The 24,133-nt window shown below is 65.7% G+C and carries 22 protein-coding genes; 13 read left to right on the top strand and 9 right to left on the bottom strand.

The window, feature by feature from the left end; translation table 11 throughout:
* Positions 1-102: 102 nt before the first annotated feature.
* From rng to upp, 9 genes are all read right to left on the bottom strand, one after another.
* Entirely contained in the window at positions 103-1,572 is a 1,470-nt protein-coding gene (gene rng, locus P0D89_RS22490) for a ribonuclease G (RefSeq protein ID WP_408359546.1), read from the bottom strand.
* Between the two features lie 9 nt (positions 1,573-1,581).
* A complete protein-coding gene (locus P0D89_RS22485; protein ID WP_408359548.1) occupies positions 1,582-2,211 on the bottom strand; it encodes a Maf family protein in 630 nt (209 codons plus the stop codon).
* A gap of 253 nt (positions 2,212-2,464) precedes the next feature.
* Positions 2,465-2,935, bottom strand: a complete 471-nt coding sequence (gene rlmH, locus P0D89_RS22480; protein WP_063495252.1) for a 23S rRNA (pseudouridine(1915)-N(3))-methyltransferase RlmH — start codon at positions 2,933-2,935, stop codon at positions 2,465-2,467.
* Between the two features lie 58 nt (positions 2,936-2,993).
* Positions 2,994-3,449 carry a ribosome silencing factor gene (gene rsfS / locus P0D89_RS22475; RefSeq protein WP_408359550.1) on the bottom strand — a complete coding sequence of 152 codons (456 nt, stop codon included), beginning with the start codon at positions 3,447-3,449 and terminating at the stop codon, positions 2,994-2,996.
* Between the two features lie 4 nt (positions 3,450-3,453).
* Positions 3,454-4,185: a nicotinate-nucleotide adenylyltransferase gene (locus P0D89_RS22470; RefSeq protein ID WP_408359687.1), complete on the bottom strand. Its 732-nt coding sequence runs from the start codon at positions 4,183-4,185 to the stop codon at positions 3,454-3,456.
* Positions 4,186-4,218: 33 nt separating this feature from the next.
* Positions 4,219-5,142, bottom strand: a complete 924-nt coding sequence (gene hemF / locus P0D89_RS22465) for an oxygen-dependent coproporphyrinogen oxidase (protein ID WP_408359552.1) — start codon at positions 5,140-5,142, stop codon at positions 4,219-4,221.
* A gap of 234 nt (positions 5,143-5,376) precedes the next feature.
* Positions 5,377-6,672, bottom strand: coding sequence for a phosphoribosylamine--glycine ligase (gene purD, locus P0D89_RS22460; protein WP_408359554.1), 1,296 nt, complete (start codon positions 6,670-6,672; stop codon positions 5,377-5,379).
* 283 nt (positions 6,673-6,955) lie between these two features.
* Complete coding sequence (locus P0D89_RS22455) at positions 6,956-7,684, bottom strand: YebC/PmpR family DNA-binding transcriptional regulator (RefSeq protein WP_408359556.1); 729 nt, start codon at positions 7,682-7,684, stop codon at positions 6,956-6,958.
* 498 nt (positions 7,685-8,182) lie between these two features.
* The gene (gene upp, locus P0D89_RS22450) at positions 8,183-8,833 is read right to left on the bottom strand and encodes a uracil phosphoribosyltransferase (RefSeq protein ID WP_408359689.1); all 651 of its coding nucleotides are present in this window, start codon (positions 8,831-8,833) and stop codon (positions 8,183-8,185) included.
* 239 nt (positions 8,834-9,072) lie between these two features.
* Here upp and P0D89_RS22445 point away from each other — a divergent pair, with 239 nt between their 5' ends.
* From P0D89_RS22445 to P0D89_RS22385, 13 genes are all read left to right on the top strand, one after another.
* Entirely contained in the window at positions 9,073-9,852 is a 780-nt protein-coding gene (locus P0D89_RS22445; RefSeq protein WP_408359558.1) for an SDR family oxidoreductase, read from the top strand.
* A 118-nt stretch (positions 9,853-9,970) separates the two neighbouring features.
* Positions 9,971-10,360: a methylglyoxal synthase gene (locus P0D89_RS22440; RefSeq protein WP_408359560.1), complete on the top strand. Its 390-nt coding sequence runs from the start codon at positions 9,971-9,973 to the stop codon at positions 10,358-10,360.
* 70 nt (positions 10,361-10,430) lie between these two features.
* Positions 10,431-11,405: a quinone oxidoreductase family protein gene (locus P0D89_RS22435; RefSeq protein WP_408359562.1), complete on the top strand. Its 975-nt coding sequence runs from the start codon at positions 10,431-10,433 to the stop codon at positions 11,403-11,405.
* Positions 11,406-11,639: 234 nt separating this feature from the next.
* Positions 11,640-11,753: a potassium ABC transporter ATPase gene (locus P0D89_RS22430; RefSeq protein WP_149673762.1), complete on the top strand. Its 114-nt coding sequence runs from the start codon at positions 11,640-11,642 to the stop codon at positions 11,751-11,753.
* Positions 11,750-11,842 carry a K(+)-transporting ATPase subunit F gene (gene kdpF / locus P0D89_RS22425; RefSeq protein WP_149673761.1) on the top strand — a complete coding sequence of 31 codons (93 nt, stop codon included), beginning with the start codon at positions 11,750-11,752 and terminating at the stop codon, positions 11,840-11,842. Before P0D89_RS22430 ends, kdpF begins: the two co-directional genes overlap by 4 nt.
* Positions 11,839-13,644, top strand: a complete 1,806-nt coding sequence (gene kdpA, locus P0D89_RS22420) for a potassium-transporting ATPase subunit KdpA (protein WP_408359564.1) — start codon at positions 11,839-11,841, stop codon at positions 13,642-13,644. Before kdpF ends, kdpA begins: the two co-directional genes overlap by 4 nt.
* A gap of 55 nt (positions 13,645-13,699) precedes the next feature.
* Positions 13,700-15,811 (top strand): potassium-transporting ATPase subunit KdpB, encoded by a 2,112-nt coding sequence (gene kdpB, locus P0D89_RS22415; protein WP_408359566.1) that lies wholly within the window; start codon positions 13,700-13,702, stop codon positions 15,809-15,811.
* Positions 15,812-15,841: 30 nt separating this feature from the next.
* On the top strand, positions 15,842-16,420 hold the full coding sequence (kdpC, locus tag P0D89_RS22410) for a potassium-transporting ATPase subunit KdpC (RefSeq protein WP_408359569.1): 579 nt from the start codon (positions 15,842-15,844) through the stop codon (positions 16,418-16,420).
* A gap of 179 nt (positions 16,421-16,599) precedes the next feature.
* Positions 16,600-19,506, top strand: a complete 2,907-nt coding sequence (locus P0D89_RS22405; RefSeq protein WP_408359571.1) for a DUF4118 domain-containing protein — start codon at positions 16,600-16,602, stop codon at positions 19,504-19,506.
* Positions 19,499-20,197, top strand: a complete 699-nt coding sequence (kdpE, locus tag P0D89_RS22400) for a two-component system response regulator KdpE (protein WP_408359573.1) — start codon at positions 19,499-19,501, stop codon at positions 20,195-20,197. The genes P0D89_RS22405 and kdpE overlap by 8 nt, the downstream gene beginning before the upstream one ends.
* A 111-nt stretch (positions 20,198-20,308) precedes the next feature.
* A complete protein-coding gene (gene sugE / locus P0D89_RS22395) occupies positions 20,309-20,629 on the top strand; it encodes a quaternary ammonium compound efflux SMR transporter SugE (protein ID WP_408238756.1) in 321 nt (106 codons plus the stop codon).
* 306 nt (positions 20,630-20,935) lie between these two features.
* Positions 20,936-21,547, top strand: coding sequence for a DUF4126 domain-containing protein (locus P0D89_RS22390; protein ID WP_408359575.1), 612 nt, complete (start codon positions 20,936-20,938; stop codon positions 21,545-21,547).
* Positions 21,544-24,126: an ABC transporter permease gene (locus tag P0D89_RS22385; protein WP_408359578.1), complete on the top strand. Its 2,583-nt coding sequence runs from the start codon at positions 21,544-21,546 to the stop codon at positions 24,124-24,126. The genes P0D89_RS22390 and P0D89_RS22385 overlap by 4 nt, the downstream gene beginning before the upstream one ends.
* Positions 24,127-24,133: the final 7 nt, after the last annotated feature.

Below are 24,133 nucleotides of genomic sequence, written 5' to 3'. Positions count from 1 at the left end.
CATGGTACGGCGATCAACGGCGATTAACTTAATTTTCCTGAAAACGCCCGCCAGTAAAGGCTTTCGGCGGTTTTGAATGAACGCAAATAAACGTCAATCAAGCTACATCAAAACAATATCGTATTGCTCCTGACTCAAATTCGACTCCACCTGCAACGACACCGGCTTGCCAATAAAATCAATCAGCATCGCCAGATGCTGCGACTCTTCCTCGAGGAACAGATCGATCACCTGCTGCGACGCCACCACACGAAACTCGCGCGGATTGAACTGCCGCGACTCGCGCAGAATCTCACGCAGCACGTCGTAGCAAACCGTACGCGACGTCTTCACTTGCCCCTTGCCCTGGCAAACCGGGCACGGCTCGCACAGCACATGCGCCAAGGACTCGCGCGTGCGCTTGCGCGTCATCTCCACCAGCCCGAGCTGTGAGAACCCATTCACTGTCACGCGCGTGCGATCCCGCGACAACGCCTTCTTCAACTCGCCGAGCACCTGGTCGCGATGCTCTGTGTTTTCCATATCGATGAAGTCGATGATGATCACGCCGCCCAGATTGCGCAGCCGCAATTGCCGGGCGATCGTATGCGCGGCTTCGAGGTTGGTCTTGAAGATCGTATCGTCGAAGTTGCGCGCGCCGACATAGCCGCCGGTATTCACGTCGATGGTGGTCATCGCTTCGGTCTGGTCGATCACCAGATAGCCGCCCGACTTCAGATCCACCCGCCGCGACAACGCGCGCTGAATCTCGCTTTCGATGTTGTACAGATCGAATAACGGCCGCTCGCCGGTGTAGTGATGCAGTTTCGACGACACCGCCGGCGTGAACTCCGCCGCGAAGTCGGCAAGCATCTGATACGTCTCACGCGAATCGACCTGAATGCGCGACGTTTCATCGTTGACGAAATCGCGCAGCACGCGCTGCGCGAGATTCAGATCCTGGTAGAGCAGGCTGGTCGGCGGCATGCGCTGGCCTTGCGACAGAATCGTCGCCCACGTCTTGCGCAGATACGCGACGTCGCCCGCCAACTCTTCGCTGGTCGCATCTTCGGCGATCGTGCGCACGATGTAGCCGCCTTTTTCGTCGGCGGGCAGCACGGCGGTCAGACGCGCGCGCACCGCTTCGCGCTCGGCCTCACTCTCGATCTTCTGCGAGATGCCGATGTGCGGCTCCTGCGGCAGATACACGAGCGTGCGCCCGGCAATGCTCACTTGCGTGGACAGCCGCGCGCCCTTGGTGCCGATCGGGTCCTTGACGACCTGCACCATCAGTGCCTGACCTTCGAACACGATCTTCTCGATCGGTTGATGCGGCGTCTGATGTTGCGGCTCGCCGGCAATGCGCGGATGCCAGATATCGGCTACGTGCAGAAACGCGGCGCGTTCGAGACCGATGTCGATGAAGGCGGATTGCATGCCCGGCAACACGCGTACGACCTTGCCGAGATAGACATTGCCGACGCGCCCGCGCGACAGCGTTCGTTCGACGTGAAGTTCCTGGACGGCGCCCTGCTGGACGAGCGCGACGCGCGTTTCCTGCGGCGTGACATTGATCAGGATTTCTTCATTCATGGTGTTATTTTAGAAGTCGATGCGCGCTGCACGCAGGAGGGCAGCGGTTTCAAAAAGCGGCAAACCCATGATACCTGAATAGGACCCGTCGATATGCTCGATAAACTCCGCGGCGCGTCCCTGCACGCCATATGCGCCCGCCTTGCCGAGCGGTTCGCCGCTCGCCGCATAACGCCGGATCGCGTCTGCGTGCACCGCAGCAAAACGCACCTTCGATACCGATAGCGCGGCGGGCAGCAACGCGCCGTCGGCGTCGATCACGGCGATGGCCGTCAGCACTTCGTGAGCCCGGCCCGCGAGGCGCTTGAGCATCGCGACGGCGTCGTCGGCATCGACGGGCTTGCCGAGAATCGCGTCGTCGATCGTGACGGTTGTATCTGCAACGAGGATCGGCCGCGCCGCATGGCCCCCGGCCACGAGGCGCGCACGCGCGGCGTGCGCCTTGGCGATGCACACGCGTTGCACGTAATCGCGCGGGCGTTCGCCGGGTAACTCGGCTTCGAGCGCCTCGGCATCTTCATCGGGGCGGGGCAGCAGCAGTTCGAAACGCACGCCGAGCTGTTGCAGCAACTCCTGGCGACGAGGGCTCTGCGAAGCGAGGTAGACGAACGGATGCAGCGATGCGGCGGGCGTGGACATGTACGGGTCTCGGTGAAGCGGATTGCAGGAACCTGAGTGCGGGAACGTGCGACGGGCGCGCCGAGCGGGCGTCGCTCGAATGCGTCGCACACGTACGTTAATCAGGCGCGTCGAAAATGAGAACGATGCAAAAAAGCCGACGCGAAGGTCGACCGGCATCGGCATCGGCACCGGCGGCAAGACCGGAAACGCGTAGCAACGCGTCGAGCAAAACCCGCAACAAAACTCGCGACCGGTCAGCCGCCTCGTCTGCTCACGCGCGGTGATAGGGGTGATTTTGCGTGATGGTCCACGCGCGGTAAAGCTGTTCGGCAAGCAGCACGCGAACCATCGCGTGCGGCAAGGTCAGGCTCGACACGCGCAACAGCATGTCGGCGCGCGCTTTCAGATCGGGATCGAGTCCGTCGGCGCCACCGATCAGAAAGGCCACGTCGCGGCCGTCCTGCTGCCAGCCGGGTAGCGCGCCGGCCAGCTGCATCGTGGTCCAGTCCTTGCCGCGTTCGTCGAGCGCGACGATGCGCGCGTTCTTCGGCAATGCGGCTTCGATCTTCTGCCGCTCGGCGGCCATCACGCTTTCCGCCGGGCGGCCGGACGAACGCTGCTCGGGTTTGATCTCGCGCAGCTCGATGCGCAGCTCGGGTGGCATGCGCTTCGCGTATTCGTCGAAGCCGGTGGCGATCCAGTCCGGCATCTTGTGGCCGACGGCGAGGATATGCAGTTTCATGACGAAGGTGAGCGCGGATGCAGTGGCGGACTTCTACGCTATGCCGGCCAAAGCTCGCTTACTTGCGGCGGGCGGCCGTCTTGCGCGCGGGCTTCTTCACAGCAGGCGCTTCTTCGTCTTCGTCCTCGTCTTCAGGCTCGCTCGCTCGCGCGCCGCCGAACGGATCGGACGTGGACAGCTTGATGCGCACCGGCTTCTCACCCCAGATTTCCTCGAGGTTGTAGTACTGGCGCAGCGCCGGTTGGAGGATGTGGACGATCGCGTCGCCGCAATCCACCAGCACCCATTCGCCGATGTCCTCGCCTTCGGTGCTGACGATCTCGCCGCCGGCCTCCTTCACGCCTTCGCGCACGCTCGACGCGAGCGCCTTGGTTTGCCGGTTCGAGGTGCCGCTCGCGACGATCACGCGATCGAACAGCGCGGTCAGGTGGCTGGTGTTGAACACCTTGATGTCTTGCGCCTTGACGTCTTCGAGAGCGTCGACGATCACGCGTTGTAGTTTGCGAATATCCATGGGGTTACCGGTGGTACAGATGATGTTGAAGAATATAGTCCCACACCGCGGTGGGGACATGGCTCGCGGCCTCGTCCTGCTGTTCGCCGCCGGTGAGGGCAAGCCGTTGACGCACCTGCTCGCGCAGATGCGCGCGAATGTCGGTGGCCGAAACGTTGAACGCAAGCGTCGTATCGATCAGCAAGTGGCCGCATGGCGTGGCTTGCAGAACGTCGGCGCGGGCACGGCGCGCGTCGATTTCCTGTGCGACCACCGGCGGAATCGACGCGAGGTCGAAGCCGGGCCGGGTGGCCGCGCAAATATGGGTGAAGTCGAACAGGCGCCGCCAGTCGCGCCATGTGTCGAGATGCACCAGTTGATCCGCCCCGATCAGAAGCGCAATCGATGCGTCCTCACCTTCGCGCGCACGCCAGCGTTGCAGCGTGTCGATCGTGTACGTGGGGCCGTCGTGATCGATTTCGTCGGTCGCGACGCGCACCGTCACGCCTGGCAGCGTGAGCGTGCTGGCCGCCGCGCGCGTCATCGCGAGCCGGTGCTCGGCCGGCGATACGTCCGCTTTTTGCCACGGCTGGCCGGCCGGCAGCAGCACCAGTTCGGTCAGCCGCAGCACGTCGGCGAAACGCCGCGCGAGCGCGAGGTGGCCGTCGTGGATCGGATCGAAAGTGCCGCCTAGCAGGCCGATCCGGCGAGGCAGGGCGACAGGGTGAGCGTTCGGCTTCAGGTGAAGGTCCTCAATCGTAGCCACGCGGTCGGCGCGCGCAGTGCGGCGTCACACCCACTCGCGCGGAACGAGAAAATCGCTGTAAAGACGCGCTTCCGGCGTACCCGGTTCGGGATGCCAGTTGTAGCGCCAGTTCACCACAGGCGGCATCGACATCAGGATCGATTCGGCGCGTCCGCCGCTCTGCAGTCCAAACAGTGTGCCACGGTCGAACACCAGATTGAACTCGACATAGCGGCCGCGCCGGTACGCCTGGAAGTCGCGCTCGGCTTCGCCGTACGGGATGTTGCGGCGCTTTTCGATGATCGGCAGGTACGCTTTGAGGAACGCGTCGCCGACGCTCCTGAGCATCGCGAACGATTGATCAAACCCTGGCGCGGAGAAATCGTCGAAGAAAATCCCGCCGATGCCACGCGGTTCGTTGCGGTGCTTCAGGAAGAAATACTCGTCGCACCAGCGCTTGAAACTCGGGTAGAGGTCCGCGCCATAAGGCTGTAGCGCGTCGCGGCAGGTGCGATGGAAATGCTGCGCGTCTTCCTCGTAGCCGTAGTACGGCGTCAGGTCCATGCCGCCGCCGAACCAGAACACCGGCTCTTCGCCGGCCTTGGTCGCGATCAGGAGACGCACGTTCATATGCACGGTCGGGCAGTGCGGATTGTGCGGATGCAGCACGAGCGACACACCCATCGCCTCGAAGCCGCGCCCGGCCAGTTGCGGACGCGCAGCGCTCGCCGAACCGGGCAATGCGTCGCCCGCGACGTCTGAGAAGCCGATGCCGGCCCGCTCGAAAAACTTGCCGCCTTCGAGAATCCGTGTGCAACCGCCGCCGCGCAGCTTCTCGCCGGGCGCGCGCTGCCATGCGTCGGTCGCGAACGGCGTGCCGTCGAACGCGCCGAGCATGTCCGCGATATGCGTTTGCAGGCCTTGCAGCCAGCTGCGCACGGCTTGTGCGTCGTAGCTTGAATCGTTCATGAATGCAGATGCTGAGGGCGGCACGCTCGTCGTACCGCGGGTTCTTCGTGAAGGGCGACGGGCGGGCTTTCGTCAGGGAGAAACCTGGGAGGGCGCGGCCGTCGGTGTTCCGCGTCGGGCACGGGCTCCAGCCCGCGCCGGCCCACCTGCTGCCGTGGACGCTGAAACTTGCAGTGTTGCGCCCGCAGTGTAGCGCCGTTAGCGCCGCACGCGGGCGAGTGGGGTGGTAGCCTGCTACTTGCCTTCGGTGCGGGCGTCGTGCTTGCGGTTCAACGCACGGTAGCCGATGTCCCGGCGATACTGCATGCCGTCGAACGAGATCTGGTTGATCGTTGCATACGCGACCGATTGCGCGGTGCGCACCGAATCCGCCAGGCCGACCACGCACAGCACACGGCCGCCCGACGCGGTCAGCTTGCCGTCGGCGAGCGTGGTGCCGGCGTGGAACGTGACCGAATCCGCGGTTTCAGCGGGGATGCCGTTGATGCGGTCGCCCTTGCGCGGCGTGTCCGGATAGTTGTGCGCGGCGATCACCACGCCCAGCGCGGTACGGCGGTCCCAATCCAGCTCGACCGTATCCAGCGTGCCGGCAATCGCCTGCTCGACCACCTTCGAATAGTCGCCTTTCAGACGCGCCATGATCGGCTGAGTTTCGGGGTCGCCCATGCGGCAGTTGAATTCGAGCGTTTTCGGGTTGCCTTGTGCGTCGATCATCAAACCGGCATACAGGAAGCCGGTGTAGCGGATGCCTTCCTTCTCCATGCCGCGCACGGTCGGCAGGATGATTTCGCGCATCACGCGGGCGTGCAGTTGCGGCGTGACGATCGGCGCGGGCGAATACGCGCCCATGCCGCCGGTGTTCGGGCCCTGGTCGCCGTCGAGCAGACGCTTGTGATCCTGGCTCGACGCGAGCGGCAGCACATGCTTGCCGTCGACCATCACGATGAAGCTCGCTTCCTCGCCGGCGAGGAATTCCTCGATCACGACGCGCGCGCCGGCGTCGCCGAGCTTGTTGTCCGACAGCATCATGTCGACCGCGGCGTGCGCTTCTTCCAGTGTTTGCGCGACCACCACGCCCTTGCCGGCGGCGAGGCCGTCGGCCTTGATGACGATCGGCGCGCCCTTCGCGTCCAGATACGCGTGCGCGGCGGCGACGTCGGCGAAGGTTTCGTATTCTGCGGTCGGGATCGCGTGGCGTTTCATGAACGCCTTCGCGAAGTCCTTCGAGCTTTCGAGCTGGGCGGCTTCTTTGGTCGGCCCGAAAATCTTCAGACCGCGCGAGCGGAACAGGTTGACGATGCCGGCCGCGAGCGGCGCTTCCGGCCCGACCAGCGTGAAGGCGACCTGTTCCTGCTCGACGAAATCGGCGAGCGCGGCCGGCTCGGTGATGTCGATGTTGCGCAGACGTTCGTCCTGCGCGGTGCCGCCGTTGCCCGGCGCGACGTAGACGAGCTGAACCCGCGGCGATTGCGCGAGCTTCCATGCGAGTGCATGTTCGCGACCGCCGGAACCGACGACGAGTAACTTCATGTGAATCCCCGAGACTTAAAAACGATAAACGGCTGAAGTAGCAAGCTCAGCCGTGCAATAAACAGCGAGATTCGCGCCAGGCATGTTTGGTGCCGGCGAAGCTGGCAAGCCGAACGCGGGCGAACCCGAGTGACGATAACGTGGCCGTGCGCAAACGCAGGGCCAAGTCCAGACGCCCGCTTCGCGATAACGCGAAAGCGCGGCGATGCAACGACGCGAGGGCCAGCCGGCACCGCGGCGCGGTTCGACGGGAACCCGCGCGCCGCGCACTGCCGGAGCACGCTCATTCGTCGGCGATCGCGGCGTTTGTATAGACTTCCTGCACGTCGTCCAGATTTTCCAGCGCGTCGAGCAGCTTCTGCATTTTCACGGCGTCATCGCCGGTGAACTCGACTTCCGTCTGAGGCTTCATCGTCACCTCGGCCACTTCGGCCTTGAAACCGGCGGCTTCGAGCGCGACCTTCACCTTAGGGAGATCGTTCGGCGGGCACAGCACTTCGATGCTGCCGTCTTCGTTCGTGACGACGTCGTCGGCGCCAGCTTCGAGCGCGGCTTCCATCAGCTTGTCTTCCGGCGTGCCGGGCGCGAACAGGAACTGGCCGACGTGATCGAACATGAACGACACCGAGCCGTCCGTGCCCATGTTGCCGCCGTTCTTCGAGAACGCGTGACGCACTTCCGCGACCGTGCGGGTGCGGTTGTCGGTCATCGTGTCCACGATCACCGCCGCGCCGCCGATGCCGTAGCCTTCATAGCGGATTTCTTCGTAGTTCGCGCCGTCCACGCCGCCCACGCCGCGCTGGATCGCGCGGTTGACGTTGTCTTTCGGCATGTTGGCGTCGTACGCCTTTTCGACGGCGAGCCGCAGACGCGGGTTCGAGTCGATGTCGCCGCCGCCCATGCGCGCCGCGACCTGAATTTCCTTGATGAGCCGCGTCCAGACCTTGCCGCGCTTGGCATCGGCCGCTGCTTTCTTATGCTTGATGTTGGCCCATTTCGAATGACCCGCCATACCTTTCTCCGTCGCGCGCGCCAGCGGGGCGCACGCATAGTGCAATTGTCGTTGCGATGTCGGGCGCTTGCGTTGCGCGCCTCGATTTCAAACCATGGTGTGAGACCGCCGGCGGCGACCCGTCCGAACTAGCCGCCCGTGTCAGCCGGCTTCGCCCTGCACATTCGGCCCGCTTACGCTGCGCCGGGCCCGGTGCAGCGGGGCCAATGGTCGGCGGCGCGGTGGGTGCGGGGCGGCTGGCGTGCGGCAAACCCGGCGCCGGCTCTGCAAGCTTCGCGTACAGGCGCGATGCGCCAGATGGCGGTACAAACGATGCAGGCTCAGACGCGGATTGGGCCGCTTCTGGAGCGGATTCGAATTTTATCACGCCGCCGGGGTGCGGCAGGGGTGGCGTGGCCGGAAACTACGCGCAAAGCGCACGGACACGGGGCGCGGCGGCGTTGCACACTCACACCCGGCATTTTTCCGCGCCGTGTTCAGGCCGCTTCCGGCCTGCCCTCAGTTCTTCGTGCCGAACAGGCGGTCGCCGGCGTCGCCCAGACCCGGCACGATGTACGCGTGCTCGTTCAGGTGTGAATCGAGCGACGCGACGTACAGTTTGACGTCCGGATGCGCGTTCTGGAACACCTGCACGCCTTCGGGAGCGGCGACCAGCGCGAGGAACATGATGTTCTCGGCGGCCACATTGCGGCGCTTGAGCACGTCGACCGCATGCACCGCCGAGTAGCCGGTCGCGACCATCGGATCGCACAGGATGAACACGCGGTCCTCCAGGTCCGGAAGCCGCACCAGATACTCGACCGGCCGATGATCTTCGGCACGGTACACGCCGATATGGCCCACCCGCGCCGACGGCACCAGTTCCAGCAGCCCGTCCGACATGCCGATGCCGGCGCGCAGCACCGGCACGATCGCGAGCTTCTTGCCGGCGATCACCGGCGCGTCGATCTCGACGAGCGGCGTGGTGATGCGGCGGGTGGTCATCGGCAGGTTGCGGGTGATCTCGTAGCCCATCAGCAGCGTGATTTCGCGCAGCAGCTCGCGGAACGTGCGTGTGGAGGTGTCCCGGTCGCGCATGTGCGACAGCTTGTGCTGGATCAGCGGGTGATCGAGGATGAAAAGATTGGGAAAACGGCTGTCCTGGGTCATGGCGGGGGCGCGGGCGGCGCAAGAGGGATCGGTTCGGGAATCGTTCGGCGCGCCGCCCGGTCCGCAAAGCGGCAGGCCGGCGGACGCGCCACGGCGCAAGTTTACCGAAAGAGTGCCGCCCGAAGATACCGGAGATTGCAGCGGGTGGACGCAGTCCGGCACCGATTCTTCTAGAATCGGGGGAAACTTTGCAACGCCGGGGCGCCGACGCGCCACGACGACACCACGAGGGCATACACATGGACATGGGAATCGCAGGACGCACCGCGCTGGTTTGCGCGGCCAGCAAGGGTTTGGGACGCGGCTGCGCGGAAGCGCTCGCCGCCGAGGGTGTCAACCTGACGATCGTCGCGCGCACCGCCGAAACGCTGGAGGCGACCGCCGCCGAAATCCGCAAGCAAAGCGGCGTGGAAGTGAAGACGGTGGCGTGCGACATCACCACGCCCGAAGGCCGCGCCGCGGCGCTCGCCGCCTGTCCGCAGCCGGACATCCTGGTCAACAACGCGGGCGGCCCGCCGCCGGGCGACTTCCGCAACTTCACCCACGAGGACTGGATTCGCGCGCTCGAAAGCAACATGCTCACGCCGATCGAGCTGATCCGCGCGACCATCGACTCGATGAGCGCGCGCGGCTATGGCCGTATCGTCAACATCACGAGCTCGGCGGTGAAGGCGCCGATCGACGTGCTGGGCCTGTCGAACGGCGCGCGCTCGGGGCTCACCGGTTTTGTCGCGGGACTCGCGCGCAAGGTCGCGCCGACCGGCGTGACGATCAACAACCTGCTGCCGGGCCTGTTCGACACCGACCGCATCGCGGTGACGTTCGAGGCGCAGGCCAAGTCGCAGAACATGTCCGTCGACGACGCGCGCAAGCAGCGCATGAAGACGATCCCCGCCGGCCGTTTCGGCCATCGCGACGAATTCGGCCGTGCGTGCGCATTCCTGTGCAGCGTGCATGCAGGCTACATCACCGGGCAGAACTGGCTGATCGATGGCGGCGCGTATCCCGGCACGTTCTGAGCGGGCGGCGGTTGCCGAAGCGGCCAACGCTGCCGAAGCAGCCGCTTCGACCTGGTAGCGAAAACGAAGCACCACGACACAACAACGACAATCATCCCGGTTTCAGGAGTCTTACTTCATGACCACCCGCATTGCGCTGATCGCGCACGATCACAAAAAGGACGACATCGTCAAACTGGCCGGCGAATACGTCGATACGCTCAGGCGCTGCGAGATCGTCGCGACCGGCACGACCGGTGGACGAATCAGCGACGCGCATGGCCTCACGGTCGAGCGGATGCTGTCCGGGCCGCACGGCGGCGACCTGCAGATCGGCGCGCAACTCGCGGAAGGGCGGGTGGACATGGTGATATTCCTGCGCGACCCGATGACGCCGCAGCCGCACGAACCGGACATCAACGCGCTGGTGCGCGCGTGCGACGTGCACAACATTCCGTGCGCGACCAACATCTCGACCGCGCGCATGGTGCTCGACGTGCTGACGCTGCGCCTCAATCACCAGGTCTGACGGCGCCCTCGCGGCAACCTGAAAAAAAGCTCGAACAAAGCTCGAACAACATCGGCATCGAGGAGACATGATGGCCAAAGCAATCCGATTCGAAAAAACTGGTGGCCCGGAAGTGATGAAATGGGTCGACGTCGAAGTGGGGGAGCCCGGCGCGGGGGAGATTCGGATCCGGCAGACGGCGGTCGGGCTGAACTACATCGACGTGTATTTCCGTACGGGCCTGTATCCGCTTGTGTTGCCGGGCGGCCTCGGCATGGAGGCGGCCGGCGAGGTCAGCGCGGTCGGCGTGGGCGTCACGGGGCTGAAGACAGGCGACCGTGTCGCCTACGTCGCGCGCCCGCCTGGCGCGTATGCGCAGGAGCGTGTGCTGCCGGCGGCGCAGGTCGTCAAGGTGCCCGACGCATTGAGCGACGAACAGGCCGCGTCGGTGATGCTGCAAGGCCTCACCGCGCAATATCTGCTGCGCCGCACGTATCCGGTGAAGGCCGGCGACACGATCCTGATCCAGGCCGCGGCGGGCGGCGTCGGGCTGCTGGTGTGCCAGTGGGCCAAGGCGCTCGGAGCGACGGTGATCGGCACGGTCGGCTCCGATGAAAAAGCGCAGATCGCGAAAGCGCACGGCTGCGACCACGCGATCGTCTACACGCGCGAGAACTTTACCAAGCGCGTGCGCGAGATCACCAACGGCGCGGGCGTGCCGGTGGTGTATGACTCGATCGGTAAAGACACGTTTACGGGCTCGCTCGATTGCCTCGCGCCGCTCGGCATGTTCGTGAGCTTCGGCAATGCATCGGGGCCGCTGCCGCCGATCGATTCGTCGGAATTCGCCGGACGCGGCTCGCTGTTCTTCACGCGTCCGACACTGTTCACCTATATCGCGAAGCGCAGCGATTACGATGCGATGTCGGCGGAACTGTTCGACGTGCTGGTGTCGGGCAAGGTCAAGACGAACATCAATCAGCGTTACGCGCTGGCGGATGTCGGTCAGGCCCACGCGGCGCTCCAGGGCCGTCGCACTACGGGCTCGACGGTGCTGCTGCCGTAAGCGAATCGCAGGGCGCTGTCGCTTTGATGCGACAGATGCAGCGGCGAACGCCGCGCCGCACGTGACGCGACACGTGCACGGCATGTGCGCAACAAGCAAGGCCGTTCCATCGAAAGATGGAACGGCCTTGTCCGTTTACACGATTTTTATATCCGCCCGCCCACCTTTGACCCGACCTTTACGCGCCGAGGCATACCGTTGCATCTATCCAAAGTCCGTGAATGGGGAAGAAAAATGGATGTGTTGTATGTCGGGGGGCTGGTGCTGTTTGCCGCGCTGACCTTTGCATTGATTAGCGGCTGCGAGAAGCTGATGCAGTTTCGCCGTGGCCAGGGAGCGCGCTCATGAACTGGATCCTCTGGTTGTCAGGCTCGGCCACCGCGCTGCTGTTTATTTACCTGGTCTATGCGCTGTTGCGCGCGGAGGACATTGAATGAACTCGAACAATGTCCTGCAGATGGGCCTGTACATCGTCGTGCTGCTGGTTGCCGCGGTGCCGCTGTCGCGCTATCTGGCCGCGGTGATGGACGGCAGCTCGCGCGTTGTCCGCCTGGGCGGCCCGCTCGAACGTCTGCTGTACCGCATCGCGGGCGTCGACCCGTCGACGGAAATGGGCTGGAAGCACTACGCGATCGCGACGATCGCGTTCAACGTGCTCGGCGTGGGTATCCTTTACTTGCTGCTGCGCGTGCAAGGCTGGCTGCCGGGCAACCCGCAGCAGTTCGGCGCGATGACGGTCGACAGCGCGTTCAATACGGCGGTCAGCTTCGTGACCAACACGAACTGGCAGGACTACACGCCCGAGCAAACCGTCGGCTATCTGACGCAGATGCTAGGCCTGACCGTGCAGAACTTCTTCTCCGCGGCCACCGGCATCGTAGTGGTGATCGCGCTGATGCGCGGCTTCGCACGCCATACGGCGCAAACCATCGGCAACTTCTGGGTCGACATCACGCGCGTGACGCTGTACGTGCTGCTGCCGATGTCGATGATCATCGCGGCGCTGCTGATGAGCCAGGGCGTGATCCAGAACTTCAAGGCCTATCAGGACGTGCCGACGCTGCAAACCACCACCTACGCAGCACCGAAGCTCGATGCGCAAGGCAATCCGGTGAAGGACGCGAAGGGCAATCCGGTCACGGTCGATACGCCGGTGAAGACGCAAACCATCGCGATGGGTCCGGTTGCGTCGCAGGAAGCGATCAAGATGCTCGGCACCAATGGCGGCGGTTTCTTCAACGGCAACTCGGCGCATCCGTACGAAAACCCCACGCCGTTCTCGAACTTCCTGCAGACGTTGGCGATGCTCGTCATTCCGGCGGCTCTCGCGCTGGTGTTCGGGCGGATGATCGCCGACCGCAAGCAAGGCGTGGCCGTGCTCGCGGCGATGACGATCGCGTTCGGCGTCTGCGTGTTCGGCGAGATCAGCGCGGAGCAGGGCGGAAATCCGGCGCTCACCGCGTTGCACGTCGATCAGTCGGCGAACGCGTTGCAGTCGGGCGGCAATGCTGAGGGCAAGGAAACGCGCTTCGGTATCGCGCAGTCGGGCATCTTCACGGTCGCGACCACGGCGGCTTCGTGCGGCGCGGTCGCCAATACGCACGACTCGCTCACGCCGCTCGGCGGCCTCTATCCGATGCTGCTGATACAGCTCGGCGAAGTGATCTTCGGCGGCGTGGGTTCCGGCATGTACGGGATGCTCGTGTTCGCTTTGCTGGCGGTGTTCGTCGCGGGCCTGATGATCGGCCGCACGCCGGAATACGTCGGCAAGAAGATCGAGGCGTACGAGATGAAGATGGTGTCGATCGTCGTGTTGCTCACGCCGCTGCTGGTGCTGGTCGGCACGTCGATCGCGGTGTTGAGCGAGGCGGGCAAGGCCGGCATTCTCAACCCCGGCGCGCACGGCTTCTCCGAAATCCTCTACGCGTTCAGCTCGGCGGCCAACAACAACGGCAGCGCGTTTGCGGGCCTGACGGTCAGCACGCCGTTCTACAACTGGCTCACCGCGATCGCGATGTGGTTCGGCCGCTTCGGCACGATCATTCCGGTGCTGGCGATCGCCGGCTCGCTTGCCGCGAAGAAGCGCATCGGCGTGACCGGCGGCACGCTGCCGACGCACGGACCGCTGTTCGTCGTGCTGCTGCTCGGCACTGTGTTGCTGGTCGGCGCGCTCACGTATGTGCCCGCGCTCGCGCTCGGCCCTGGCGTCGAACATCTGATGATGATGGGCGCCCATTGATGCGGCCCATGCGAACCAACGGCTAATAAGCGCAAATGGGAAATTCGAGGATTCAATGACTGAACATAATGCAACCCGGTCCATGTTCGACCCGGCGCTGCTGCGCCCGGCGATCGTGGACTCCTTCAAGAAGCTCACGCCGCGCACGCAGTTCCGCAATCCGGTGATGTTCTGCGTGTACGTCGGCAGCATTCTGACGACCATTCTGTGGATCGCCGCGCTCGGCGGCCAGGCCGAAGCGCCCGCGGGCTTCATTCTCGCGGTCACGTTGTGGCTGTGGTTCACGGTGCTGTTCGCGAACTTCGCGGAAGCGCTCGCCGAAGGCCGTTCGAAGGCCCAGGCGGCGTCGCTGCGCAGCGCGAAGAAAGACGTGATGGCGAAGAAGCTCAACGAGCCGCATCCGAAGTCGCCGATCCGCATTTTGACGGCTTCCGATCTGCGCAAAGGCGACGTCGTGCTGGTCGAAACCGGCGACGTGATTCCGGCCGACGGCGAAGTGATCGACGGCGTCGCGTCGGTCGACGAATCGGCGATCACGGGTGAATCCGCGCCGGTGATCCGCGAGTCGGGCGGCGACTTTTCGTCGGTGACAGGCGGCACGCGCGTGCTGTCCGACTGGATCGTGGTGCGCGTCACGGCGAATCCGGGCGAAGCGTTTCTCGACCGCATGATCGCAATGGTCGAAGGCGCGAAGCGTCAGAAGACGCCGAACGAAATCGCGCTGACCATCCTGCTGGTCGCGTTGACGATCGTGATGCTGCTCGCCACCGCGACGCTGCTGCCGTTCTCGATGTTTTCGGTTGAAGCCGCGAAGGCCGGTCACGTGGTGACGATCACCGCGCTGGTCGCGCTGCTGGTGTGCCTGATTCCGACCACCATCGGCGGGCTGCTGTCGGCGATCGGCGTGGCCGGCATGAGCCGCATGATGCAGGCGAACGTGATCGCCACCTCGGGCCGCGCGGTCGAAGCCGCCGGCGATGTCGACGTGCTGCTGCTGGACAAGACGGGCACGATCACGCTCGGCAACCGTCAGGCGTCGCAATTCGTGCCCGCGCCGGGCCTGACCGAAGAAGCGCTCGCGGACGCCGCGCAACTGTCGTCGCTCGCCGACGAAACGCCGGAAGGCCGCAGCATCGTCGTGCTCGCCAAGCAGCGCTTCAACATCCGCCAACGCGATATGGCGTCGTTGCATGCAGTGTTCCTCGGCTTCACCGCGCAGACGCGGATGAGCGGCGTCGATCTGCATCCCACGGGGACTTCGTCCGGGGCGCCGGGCCGTGAAATCCGCAAGGGCGCGGCCGATGCGGTGAAGCAATACGTCGAAGCCAACGGCGGCCGTTTCCCGAGCGAAGTCAACAATGCCGTAACCGAAGTTGCGCGCCGCGGCAGCACGCCGCTGGTGGTCGCGGAGAAGGGCGAGCACGGCGCGCGCGTGCTCGGCGTGATCGAGTTGAAGGACGTGGTGAAGGGCGGCATCAAGGAACGCTTCGCCGAGTTGCGCAAGATGGGCATCAAGACGGTGATGGTGACCGGCGACAACCGGCTCACCGCGGCGGCGATCGCAGCGGAGGCCGGCGTCGACGACTTCCTCGCCGAAGCGACGCCGGAAGCGAAGCTCGCGACCATCCGCGCGCACCAGGCCGAAGGGCGCCTCGTGGCGATGACCGGCGACGGCACCAACGACGCCCCGGCGCTCGCGCAGGCCGATGTCGCGGTGGCGATGAACACCGGCACGCAGGCCGCGAAAGAGGCGGGCAACATGGTCGACCTCGATTCGAATCCGACCAAGCTGATCGAGATCGTCGAGATCGGCAAGCAGATGCTGATGACGCGCGGCTCGCTCACTACGTTCTCGATCGCCAACGATGTCGCCAAGTACTTCGCGATCATTCCGGCCGCGTTCGCTACGACCTACCCGGCGCTGAACGCGCTGAACGTGATGCATCTGGCGACACCCGCGTCGGCGATCATGTCGGCGGTGATCTTCAACGCGCTTGTGATCGTGCTGCTGATTCCGCTCGCGCTCAAGGGCGTGCGTTACCGTGCGCTGGGCGCGGCGATTCTGTTGCGTCGCAATCTGCTCGTTTACGGTCTGGGCGGGATCATCGTGCCGTTCATCGGCATCAAGCTGATCGATATGGTGCTGGCCGCGTTCGGCTGGGTTTGAACCGCATCGGCTTAAGAGGAATCAATCATCATGAAAAATCTGTTCCGTCCGCTGCTCGTGATCTTCGCGGTGCTCACCGCGCTCACGGGCCTCGCTTACCCCGCGGTGATGACCGCTTTCGGCCAGGCCGCTTTCAGCGAACAGGTCAACGGCAGTCTGCTCGAGCAGAACGGCAAGCTGGCCGGCTCGCAGTTGATCGGCCAGCAATTCGATGCGCCGCAGTACTTCTGGGGCCGTTTGTCGGCAACCAGTCCCATGCCGTATAACGCGTCGGGTTCCAGCGGCTCGAACCTCGGGCCGACCAATCCGGCGCTGCTCGACGAAGTCAATGGGCGTCTCGCAGCCTTGAAGGCCGCCGGCACTGACATGTCGAAGCCGGTGCCGGTCGATCTGGTGACGTCGTCGGGCAGCGGGCTCGACCCCGAGATCAGTCCGGCGGCGGCCGCCTATCAGACCGCGCGCGTCGCCAAGGCGCGTGGGCTCGCGCCGAACGACGTACAGGCGCTGGTCGACCGTTATACGGCCGGCCGCCAGTTCGGCATTCTGGGTGAGCCGCGCGTGAACGTGTTGAAGCTGAACCTCGCGCTCGACGAGATGAAGCACAGCTAAGCAGCGTAGCCGCGCGCCGTAGCGTGCCAAAGGCGGCGTCCGCGAGACGCCGCCTTTGCCTTTGCTACGCCGCGCCGTGTCGCTCCCTGCCGCGCCGTCATTTGCGGACCGGCCGCTGCCGTGCCACCATGCCTACACCGTCGCTCGCACGACGATGACCACCACTACAAGCACTGAGCATGAACCGCCCCGATCCTGACGAACTGCTCGACAAGCTGCAACGCGACGAAGTGAAGCGTCAGCGCGGCCGGCTGAAGATTTTCTTCGGCGCGTCGGCCGGCGTGGGCAAGACCTATGCGATGTTGCAAGCCGCGCGCCGCCGCCACGACGAAGGCGCGGACGTGGTGATCGGCATCGCCGAAACGCATGGCCGCGGCGAGACCGCCGCGCTGCTCGAAGGCCTCGAAGTCCTGCCGCTCGCGCATATCGAATATCGCGGCCGCAAGCTCGGCGAGTTCGATCTGGATGCCGCGCTCGCCCGCAAGCCGCAACTGATCCTCGTCGACGAGCTCGCGCATTCGAACGTGCAGGGCGCGCGCCATCTGAAGCGCTGGCAAGACGTTCACGAGTTGCTCGACGCGGGCATCGACGTGTACACGACGGTCAACGTACAGCACCTCGAAAGCCTGAACGACGTGGTCGGCCAGATCACCGGGATTCGCGTGTGGGAGACGGTCCCGGATCGCGTGTTCGATCGCGCCGACGAAGTCACGCTGGTCGACCTGCCCGCCGAAGAACTGCTCGACCGGATGCGCGACGGCAAGGTGTATATGCCGCAGCAGGCCGAGCGCGCGGTGCGCAACTTTTTTCGCAAGGGCAACCTGATTGCGCTGCGCGAACTGGCGCTGCGCCGCACGGCGGATCGCGTCGACGCGCAGATGCGGGAATATCGCGCCGACCGTTCGATCCAGCGCATCTGGCAGGCGCGCGAGCGCTTGCTGGTGTGCGTGGGTCCCGGCCCGGAAGCGCCGGCGCTGGTGCGCGCGGCCGCGCGTCTCGCCGCCAGCCTGAAGGCCGACTGGCTCGCGGTCTATGTGGAAACACCCGCGTTGCAGCGGTTGCCCGACGCGCGCCGCGAACGCACGCTGAACGCGTTGAAGCTCGCCGCCGAACTCGGCGCCGAAACCGCGACGCTCGCGGGCGCCGATGCGCTCACCGCGCTGATCGGCTATGCGCAGGCCCGCAACGTGTCGAAGCTGGTGGCCGGCGCGTCGTCGCGCACCGGCGTCAAGCGCTGGCTGCGCCGGCCGCTCGGCGAGCGGATCGCGGAGCAGGCGGGCGAGCTCGATCTCACGCTGATTCGCGCGTCGTCCGAACGCGCGGGCGGCGAGGAGCGGCGCCTGCTGAACACCACCGCGAACGCATGGCGCGAGGCGCTGAGCGCGGCGCGCGAACGCCGCTCGCCGCCGCGCGCGTATGCGATCGCGCTGGCGATCTGCGCGGGCGTCACGGTGCTGTCGAGCCAACTGATCGATCGGATCGACCTGGCCAACCTTGTGATGCTGTATCTGCTCGGCGTGATCTTCACGGCCGTGAAGCTGGGACGCGGGCCGGGCGTGATGCTGTCGTTCCTGAGCGTGGCCGCGTTCGATTTCTTCTTCGTGCCGCCGCGCATGTCGCTGTCAGTGTCCGATACGCAGTACCTGCTGACCTTCTTCGGCATGCTGCTGACGTCGCTGGTGATCAGCCATCTCACCTCGAGCCTGCGCCGCGAGGCGAGCGTCGCGCGGCGCCGCGAGCAGCGTACCGGCGCGATGTACGCGATGGCGCGCGAACTCGCGGCGGCGCTGACCACCGAGCAGATCGTCGGGATCGGCAGCCGGCACGTGAGCGAGGTGTTCGGCGCGCGCGTCGCGATCCTGCTGCCGGACAGCGCCGACCAGGTCAAACAGAAGATCGAGGACCCCGACGCGGCGATCACGCTCGAAGGCGAGCTGCTCGATCTCGACGTGGGCCAGTGGGTCTACGATCAGCAGAAGCCTGCCGGACACGGCACTGATACGTTGCCGGCCGCCAGCGCGCTGTATCTGCCGCTGAAGGCGCCGATGCGCACGCGCGGCGTGCTCGCGGTCGTGATGCGCGACGAGCGCGAGCTGGACGTGCCCGAACAGCAACGCATGCTCGACACGTTCGCCGCGCAGATCGCGCTGGCGCTGGAACGGGTGCATTACGTCGACATCGCGCGCGATGCGCTCGTCAACATGGAATCGGAACGCTTGCGCAATTCGTTGTTGTCGGCGATCTCGCACGATTTGCGCACGCCGTTGACGACGATCGTCGGTTTCTCGTCAATGCTGGCGCAGGCGCGCAAGGTGCACGACGAAGCGCACACGGAAGCGCAGCCCGGCGGCGACCTGGTCGACGCGATCCATGAAGAGGCGCTGCGCATGACGGACATCGTCACCAATCTGCTCGACATGGCGCGCTTGCAGGCGGGCAGCCTGCAACTGAACCGGCAATGGACGCTGCTCGAAGAAACGGTGGGCGCCGCGCTGCGTGCATGCAGGCGCGTGCTGGCGAAGCATCCGGTGCGGGTCGCGCTGCCTCCCGACCTGCCGCTGCTGCAACTGGATGCCGTGCTGATGGAGCGGCTCTTCTCGAACCTGTTCGAGAACGCGGCCAAGTACACCGCGCCGGACACGCCATTGACGATCGGCGCGCAACGCATCGACACGGAGGACAAGCCGCTCGTGCGTGTCACTGTCGACGACAATGGCCCCGGTTTGCCCGCCGGCATGGAAGCGCGCGTGTTCGAGAAGTTCACGCGCGGCGAGAAGGAATCGGCCAAGCCGGGCATCGGCCTCGGCCTTGCGATTTGCCGCGCGATCGTCGAGGCGCACGGCGGTACAATCGGCGCGCTTAACCGCGTGTCGGCGGATGGCCGTGTCGAAGGCGCGCGCTTCTGGTTCACTCTGCCGGTGGACACGCCGCCCGACGCGCCGGATAGTCTCGAAGAAGAGGACGCCGATCCGCTGGCGCACGCCGGGCTCGAAGCCGATCCGCACGCCGATCTTCGCACCGACCCGCAAGCCAACCCCGACGCCGCCGCCACCCTCAACTCGCTGCCCAAGCCCACCCATGAGTGACCCGAGCATCACCGTCGTCCTGATTGAAGATGAAAAGCAGATTCGCCGCTTCGTGCGAACCGCGCTGGAGGGCGAGGGCATCGTCGTGCACGACGCCGAAACCGGCAAGCAGGGTCTCGTCGAAGCCGCGACGCGCAAGCCCGACCTGGTGATCGTCGATCTCGGCTTGCCCGACACCGACGGCCTCGACGTGATCCGCGAACTGCGCGGCTGGAGCCAGTTGCCGGTGATCGTGCTGTCGGCGCGCACCCAGGAGAGCGAGAAAGTCGCCGCGCTCGACGCCGGCGCCGACGATTATCTGACCAAGCCGTTCGGCGTGTCCGAATTGCTCGCGCGCATCCGCGCGCAAATGCGGCGGCGCAATCACGGCGGAGCGAACGAGTCGCCGCAGGTGCACTTCGGCGCGGTCACAGTCGACCTCGCGTTGCGCCAGGTGACGCGCGACGGCGCCGCGATCCATCTGACGCCAATCGAGTACCGGCTGCTCGCGACGCTCGTGCGTCATGCCGGTCGCGTGCTGACGCACCGGCAGTTGCTGCGCGACGTGTGGGGGCCGTCGCATGTGGAGAGCCATCACTATCTGCGCATCTACATGGCGCATTTGCGCGGCAAGCTGGAGCGCGATCCGGCGCAGCCGGAACATATCATCACGGAAACTGGCGTCGGCTATCGTCTGGTGGGCGCGGTGTGAGGCGGCCGCGCAGCAACGAATGAGTCGCTTCGATATAATTACGCTTCGTAAGGACGACCTTACGCTTTTGCTACGAACGGGGACGGCCCCATTTCATCATGGAGCTGTCTCATGTCCTGGTTTCTTCTATTGATCGCCGGTTTGCTCGAAGTCGCGTGGGCGGCCGGCCTCAAGTCTTCCGAAGGTTTCACCCGCCTGTGGCCGTCCGTGTTCACAGTCGTGACCGCGCTCGGCAGCTTCGCGCTGCTCGCGGTTGCGATGCGCCAGTTGCCGCTCGGCACGGCCTACGCCGTGTGGACGGGGATCGGCGCGGTCGGCGCGTTCATCTTCGGTATCGTGATGATGGGCGAGGCGTTGAGCGTCGCGCGAGTCGCCAGCGCGGCGCTGATCGTGATCGGTTTGATCGGGCTGAAGCTGTCGTCCGGGCATTGAACTGCGTGCGCCGCGCACTGGCTTCGAGGCCCATGGAGTTCGATAAGCCCGCTTAGTCCGAGCCACCAGGCAAGCCAAAGCCGCCCCACTCCGCGATTCATGACAGCCGCCGATTCTTCGCCGCTCTACGTTCTGCGAATTATCGTGGCTATAATGAAACCGAATCCAAACCTGACATTGCCCGCGGCCAATATGGCGCGGCCGGCTTGGCGCGGGTCTGACGACTTCGGTTGCGGGGCTTTTCCGGGCTCCAGGCTTTATCGGCCGCCGAAGCGCCCGGCACGCACAACGCGCCTGGAGGCGGCCATGCTTGAATCACTTTCGCTCGCTGCTGGCCTTTCATGGGGCAGCGGCCTGCGCCTCTATCTGACGGTCCTGTTGGCCGGCGTGTTCGAGCGCCTCGGCCTGATCCATCTTCCCGATACGCTGTCCGCGCTGTCGTCGCCTTGGGTGATCGGCGCGGCGGCCGTGCTGACGCTGACCGAATTCCTCGCCGACAAAATCCCCGCGTTCGATTCGTTGTGGGACGCGATCCACACCTTCATCCGCATTCCGGCCGGCGCGGTGCTGGCGGCCGGCGCGCTCGGCCATGCCGATCCCGCGCTGCTGACCGTCGCCGCGCTCGCGGGCGGTACGCTGGCGGGCACCGCGCATCTGGCGAAGGCGGGCACGCGCGCGCTGATCAACCTGTCGCCGGAACCGGTGTCGAATGTCATCACCTCGACCGCGGAAGACGGCCTCGTGTTCGGCGGCATGCTGCTCGCGCTGTTCGTGCCGGTCGTTTTTCTGGTATTGATGGTGGGTTTCCTGATGCTGGCCGGCTGGGCGTTGCCCCGGCTCTGGCGCGGCGTGCAGGGTGGGTTTCGCGGCATGGCCACGCACATGGTCTCGCGTTTTGCCAGGAGCAGGCACGATTGAGCGATACGGTACGGGGTTCCACAGTGCGCGCCAACTCAACGCCGGCGCGCCGGCTCGGCGGCAGGGATCTGCTGCGTCAGGCCATCCGCATGACGGCGCGCGACTGGCGCGCGGGCGAATTGACAATGCTGCTGCTGGCGCTGGTGCTGGCCGTCGCGGCGTTGTCGAGCGTCGGCTTCCTCGCTGACCGCCTGCATCAGGGGCTGGAGCGCGACGCGCGGCGGATGATCGCCGCCGATTTCATCGTGCGCGCCGATCATCCGGTCGACCCGCAATTCGCCGCGCAGGCCAGGGCGCTCGGTTTGAACACCGCCAGCACGGCGATCTTCCCCAGCATGATCAACTCGACCGGCGTGCAGCCGGTCTCGCGCCTCGCCGCGATCAAGGCGGTGTCGCCCGGCTATCCGCTGCGCGGCGCGTTGCGGATCGCGCCGGCGCTCGGCGCGCCGGATCATCCCGCGCAGTCGATTCCGGCGCCGGGCACCGTGTGGGCCGATCAGGCGCTGCTCGACGCGTTGAAGCTGCATGTGGGCGACACCGTGAAAGTCGGCAATCGCAGCTTTACGATCGGCGCGCTGATCACGCGTGAACTGGACCGCGGCTTTTCCTTCATCAATTTCTCGCCGCGCCTGATGCTGCGCGCCGACGAAGTCCAATCGACCGGCCTCATCACCTTCGGCAGCCGCGTGACCTACCGGCTGCTGGTGGCGGGCGCGGACGCGTCGGTGGCGAAGTTCGCGCAGTTCGCGCACGACAAGGTGGACGGCGGCAAGATGCGCGGCGTCGCGCTCGAATCGTTGCAGGACGGCCAGCCGCAAGTGCGCCAGACGCTCGATCGCGCGAGTCATTTCCTCACGCTCGTGTCGCTGCTGACCGCATTGCTCGCTGCCGTGGCGATTGCGATGGCCGCGCACCGGTACATGCGCCGGCATCTGGACGGCTGCGCGGCGATGCGCTGCCTCGGCGTCAGCCAGGCGGCGCTGCGCGCGCTGTTCACGCTGGAGTTCGTCGGGCTTGGTCTGATCGGCGGCGCGCTCGGTGTCGCGCTCGGTTATCTCGGGCATCTCGCGTTGCTGACGTGGCTGGGCAGTCTGATCGACGTCGCGCTGCCGTATCCGAGCGCGTGGCCCGCGCTCGAAGGCATCGCGGCCGGCCTCGTGCTGTTGCTGGGCTTCGCGCTGCCGCCGCTATTGCCGCTCACGCGCGTGCCGCCGGTGCGCGTGCTGCGCCGCGAATGGGGCGAAGCGGGGCGCACCGCCTGGGCTGCCTACGCGCTCGGCATCGCGCTGTTCGCCGCGCTGCTGATCGTCGCGGCGGGCGAGTTGAAGCTCGGCGGGATTGTCGCGGGCGGCTTCGCGGGCGGGCTGCTGGTGTTCGCGTGCATCGCGCGGCTCGCGTTGTGGGGCGCGGCGCGCGCCGTGCGCAGCGAGCGCGTGAACGCGGGGATCGGCTGGCGTTATGCGCTGGCGTCGCTCGAGCGGCGCAGCAGTGCGAGCGCGTTGCAGATCACCGCGCTCGGCATCGGCCTGATGTGTCTGTTGCTGATCGCGATGACGCGCAACGACCTCGTGGAAGGCTGGCGCAAATCGACGCCGCCCGATGCGCCGAACGAATTCATCATCGACATCCAGCCCGACCAGCGCGACGCCGTCACGCATTATCTGGACACGCACGGCTTGCCCGGCACGGCGCTCTCGCCGATGGTGCGCGGGCGGCTCACGGCGATCAACGGCAAACCGGTCAATCCGGACTCGTTCAAGGGCGATGACGCGAAGCGTCTGGTGGACCGCGAATTCAACCTGTCGTACACGACCGAGCTGCCCGACGACAACCGGATCGCCGCCGGCACGTGGTACGGCGACACGAAGACGCCGCAGCTTTCGATCGAGCAGGGGCTCGCCAAGCTGATCAACGTGAAGCCCGGCGACGTGCTGCGCTTCGACGTGACCGGCTTGCAGATCGACGCGCCGGTGACGAGCGTGCGCAAGCTCGACTGGGGGTCGTTCAAGGTCAACTTCTTCGTGCTGATGCCGCCCGTCGCGCTGCAGGATTTTCCTGCGACGTTCATCACGAGCTTCCATCTGCCGCAGGACAGGCAGTCGACCATCGACAGCCTGATCGGCGCCTATCCGAACCTCACGGCGATCGACACCGGTCCGATCCTCGCGCAGATTCAACGCGTGTTGCAGCAGGTGATCGGCGCGGTGCAGTTCCTGTTCGCGTTCACGCTCGCGGCGGGCGTGCTGGTGCTGTACGCGGCACTCGCCGGCACGCGCGACGAGCGTATGCGAGAATCCGCGCTGCTGCGCGCGCTCGGCGCGTCGCATCGGCAGGTGCGCACGGTGCAGATTGCCGAGTTCGTCGCGGTGGGCGCTTTGGCCGGGCTGATGGCGGCGATCGGTGCGCAGGTGATCGGCTGGGTGCTGGCCACCCGCGTGTTCGAGTTTTACCTCAGCTTCGATCCGTGGCTGCTGCCGGCGGGCGTTGCCGCCGGCGTCGTCTGTGCCGGCGTGGGCGGCTGGCTGAGCCTGCGCCACGTGCTGGCGCGGCCCGCGTTGCAGTCGCTGCGGGATGCGTGACTTTTAT

The sequence above is a fragment of the Paraburkholderia sp. RL18-085-BIA-A genome, from assembly GCF_046027075.1.
Lineage (GTDB): Bacteria > Pseudomonadota > Gammaproteobacteria > Burkholderiales > Burkholderiaceae > Paraburkholderia.
Note: the sequence above shows the minus strand (reverse complement) of the source record. Positions and strands in the feature narration are given on the sequence as shown.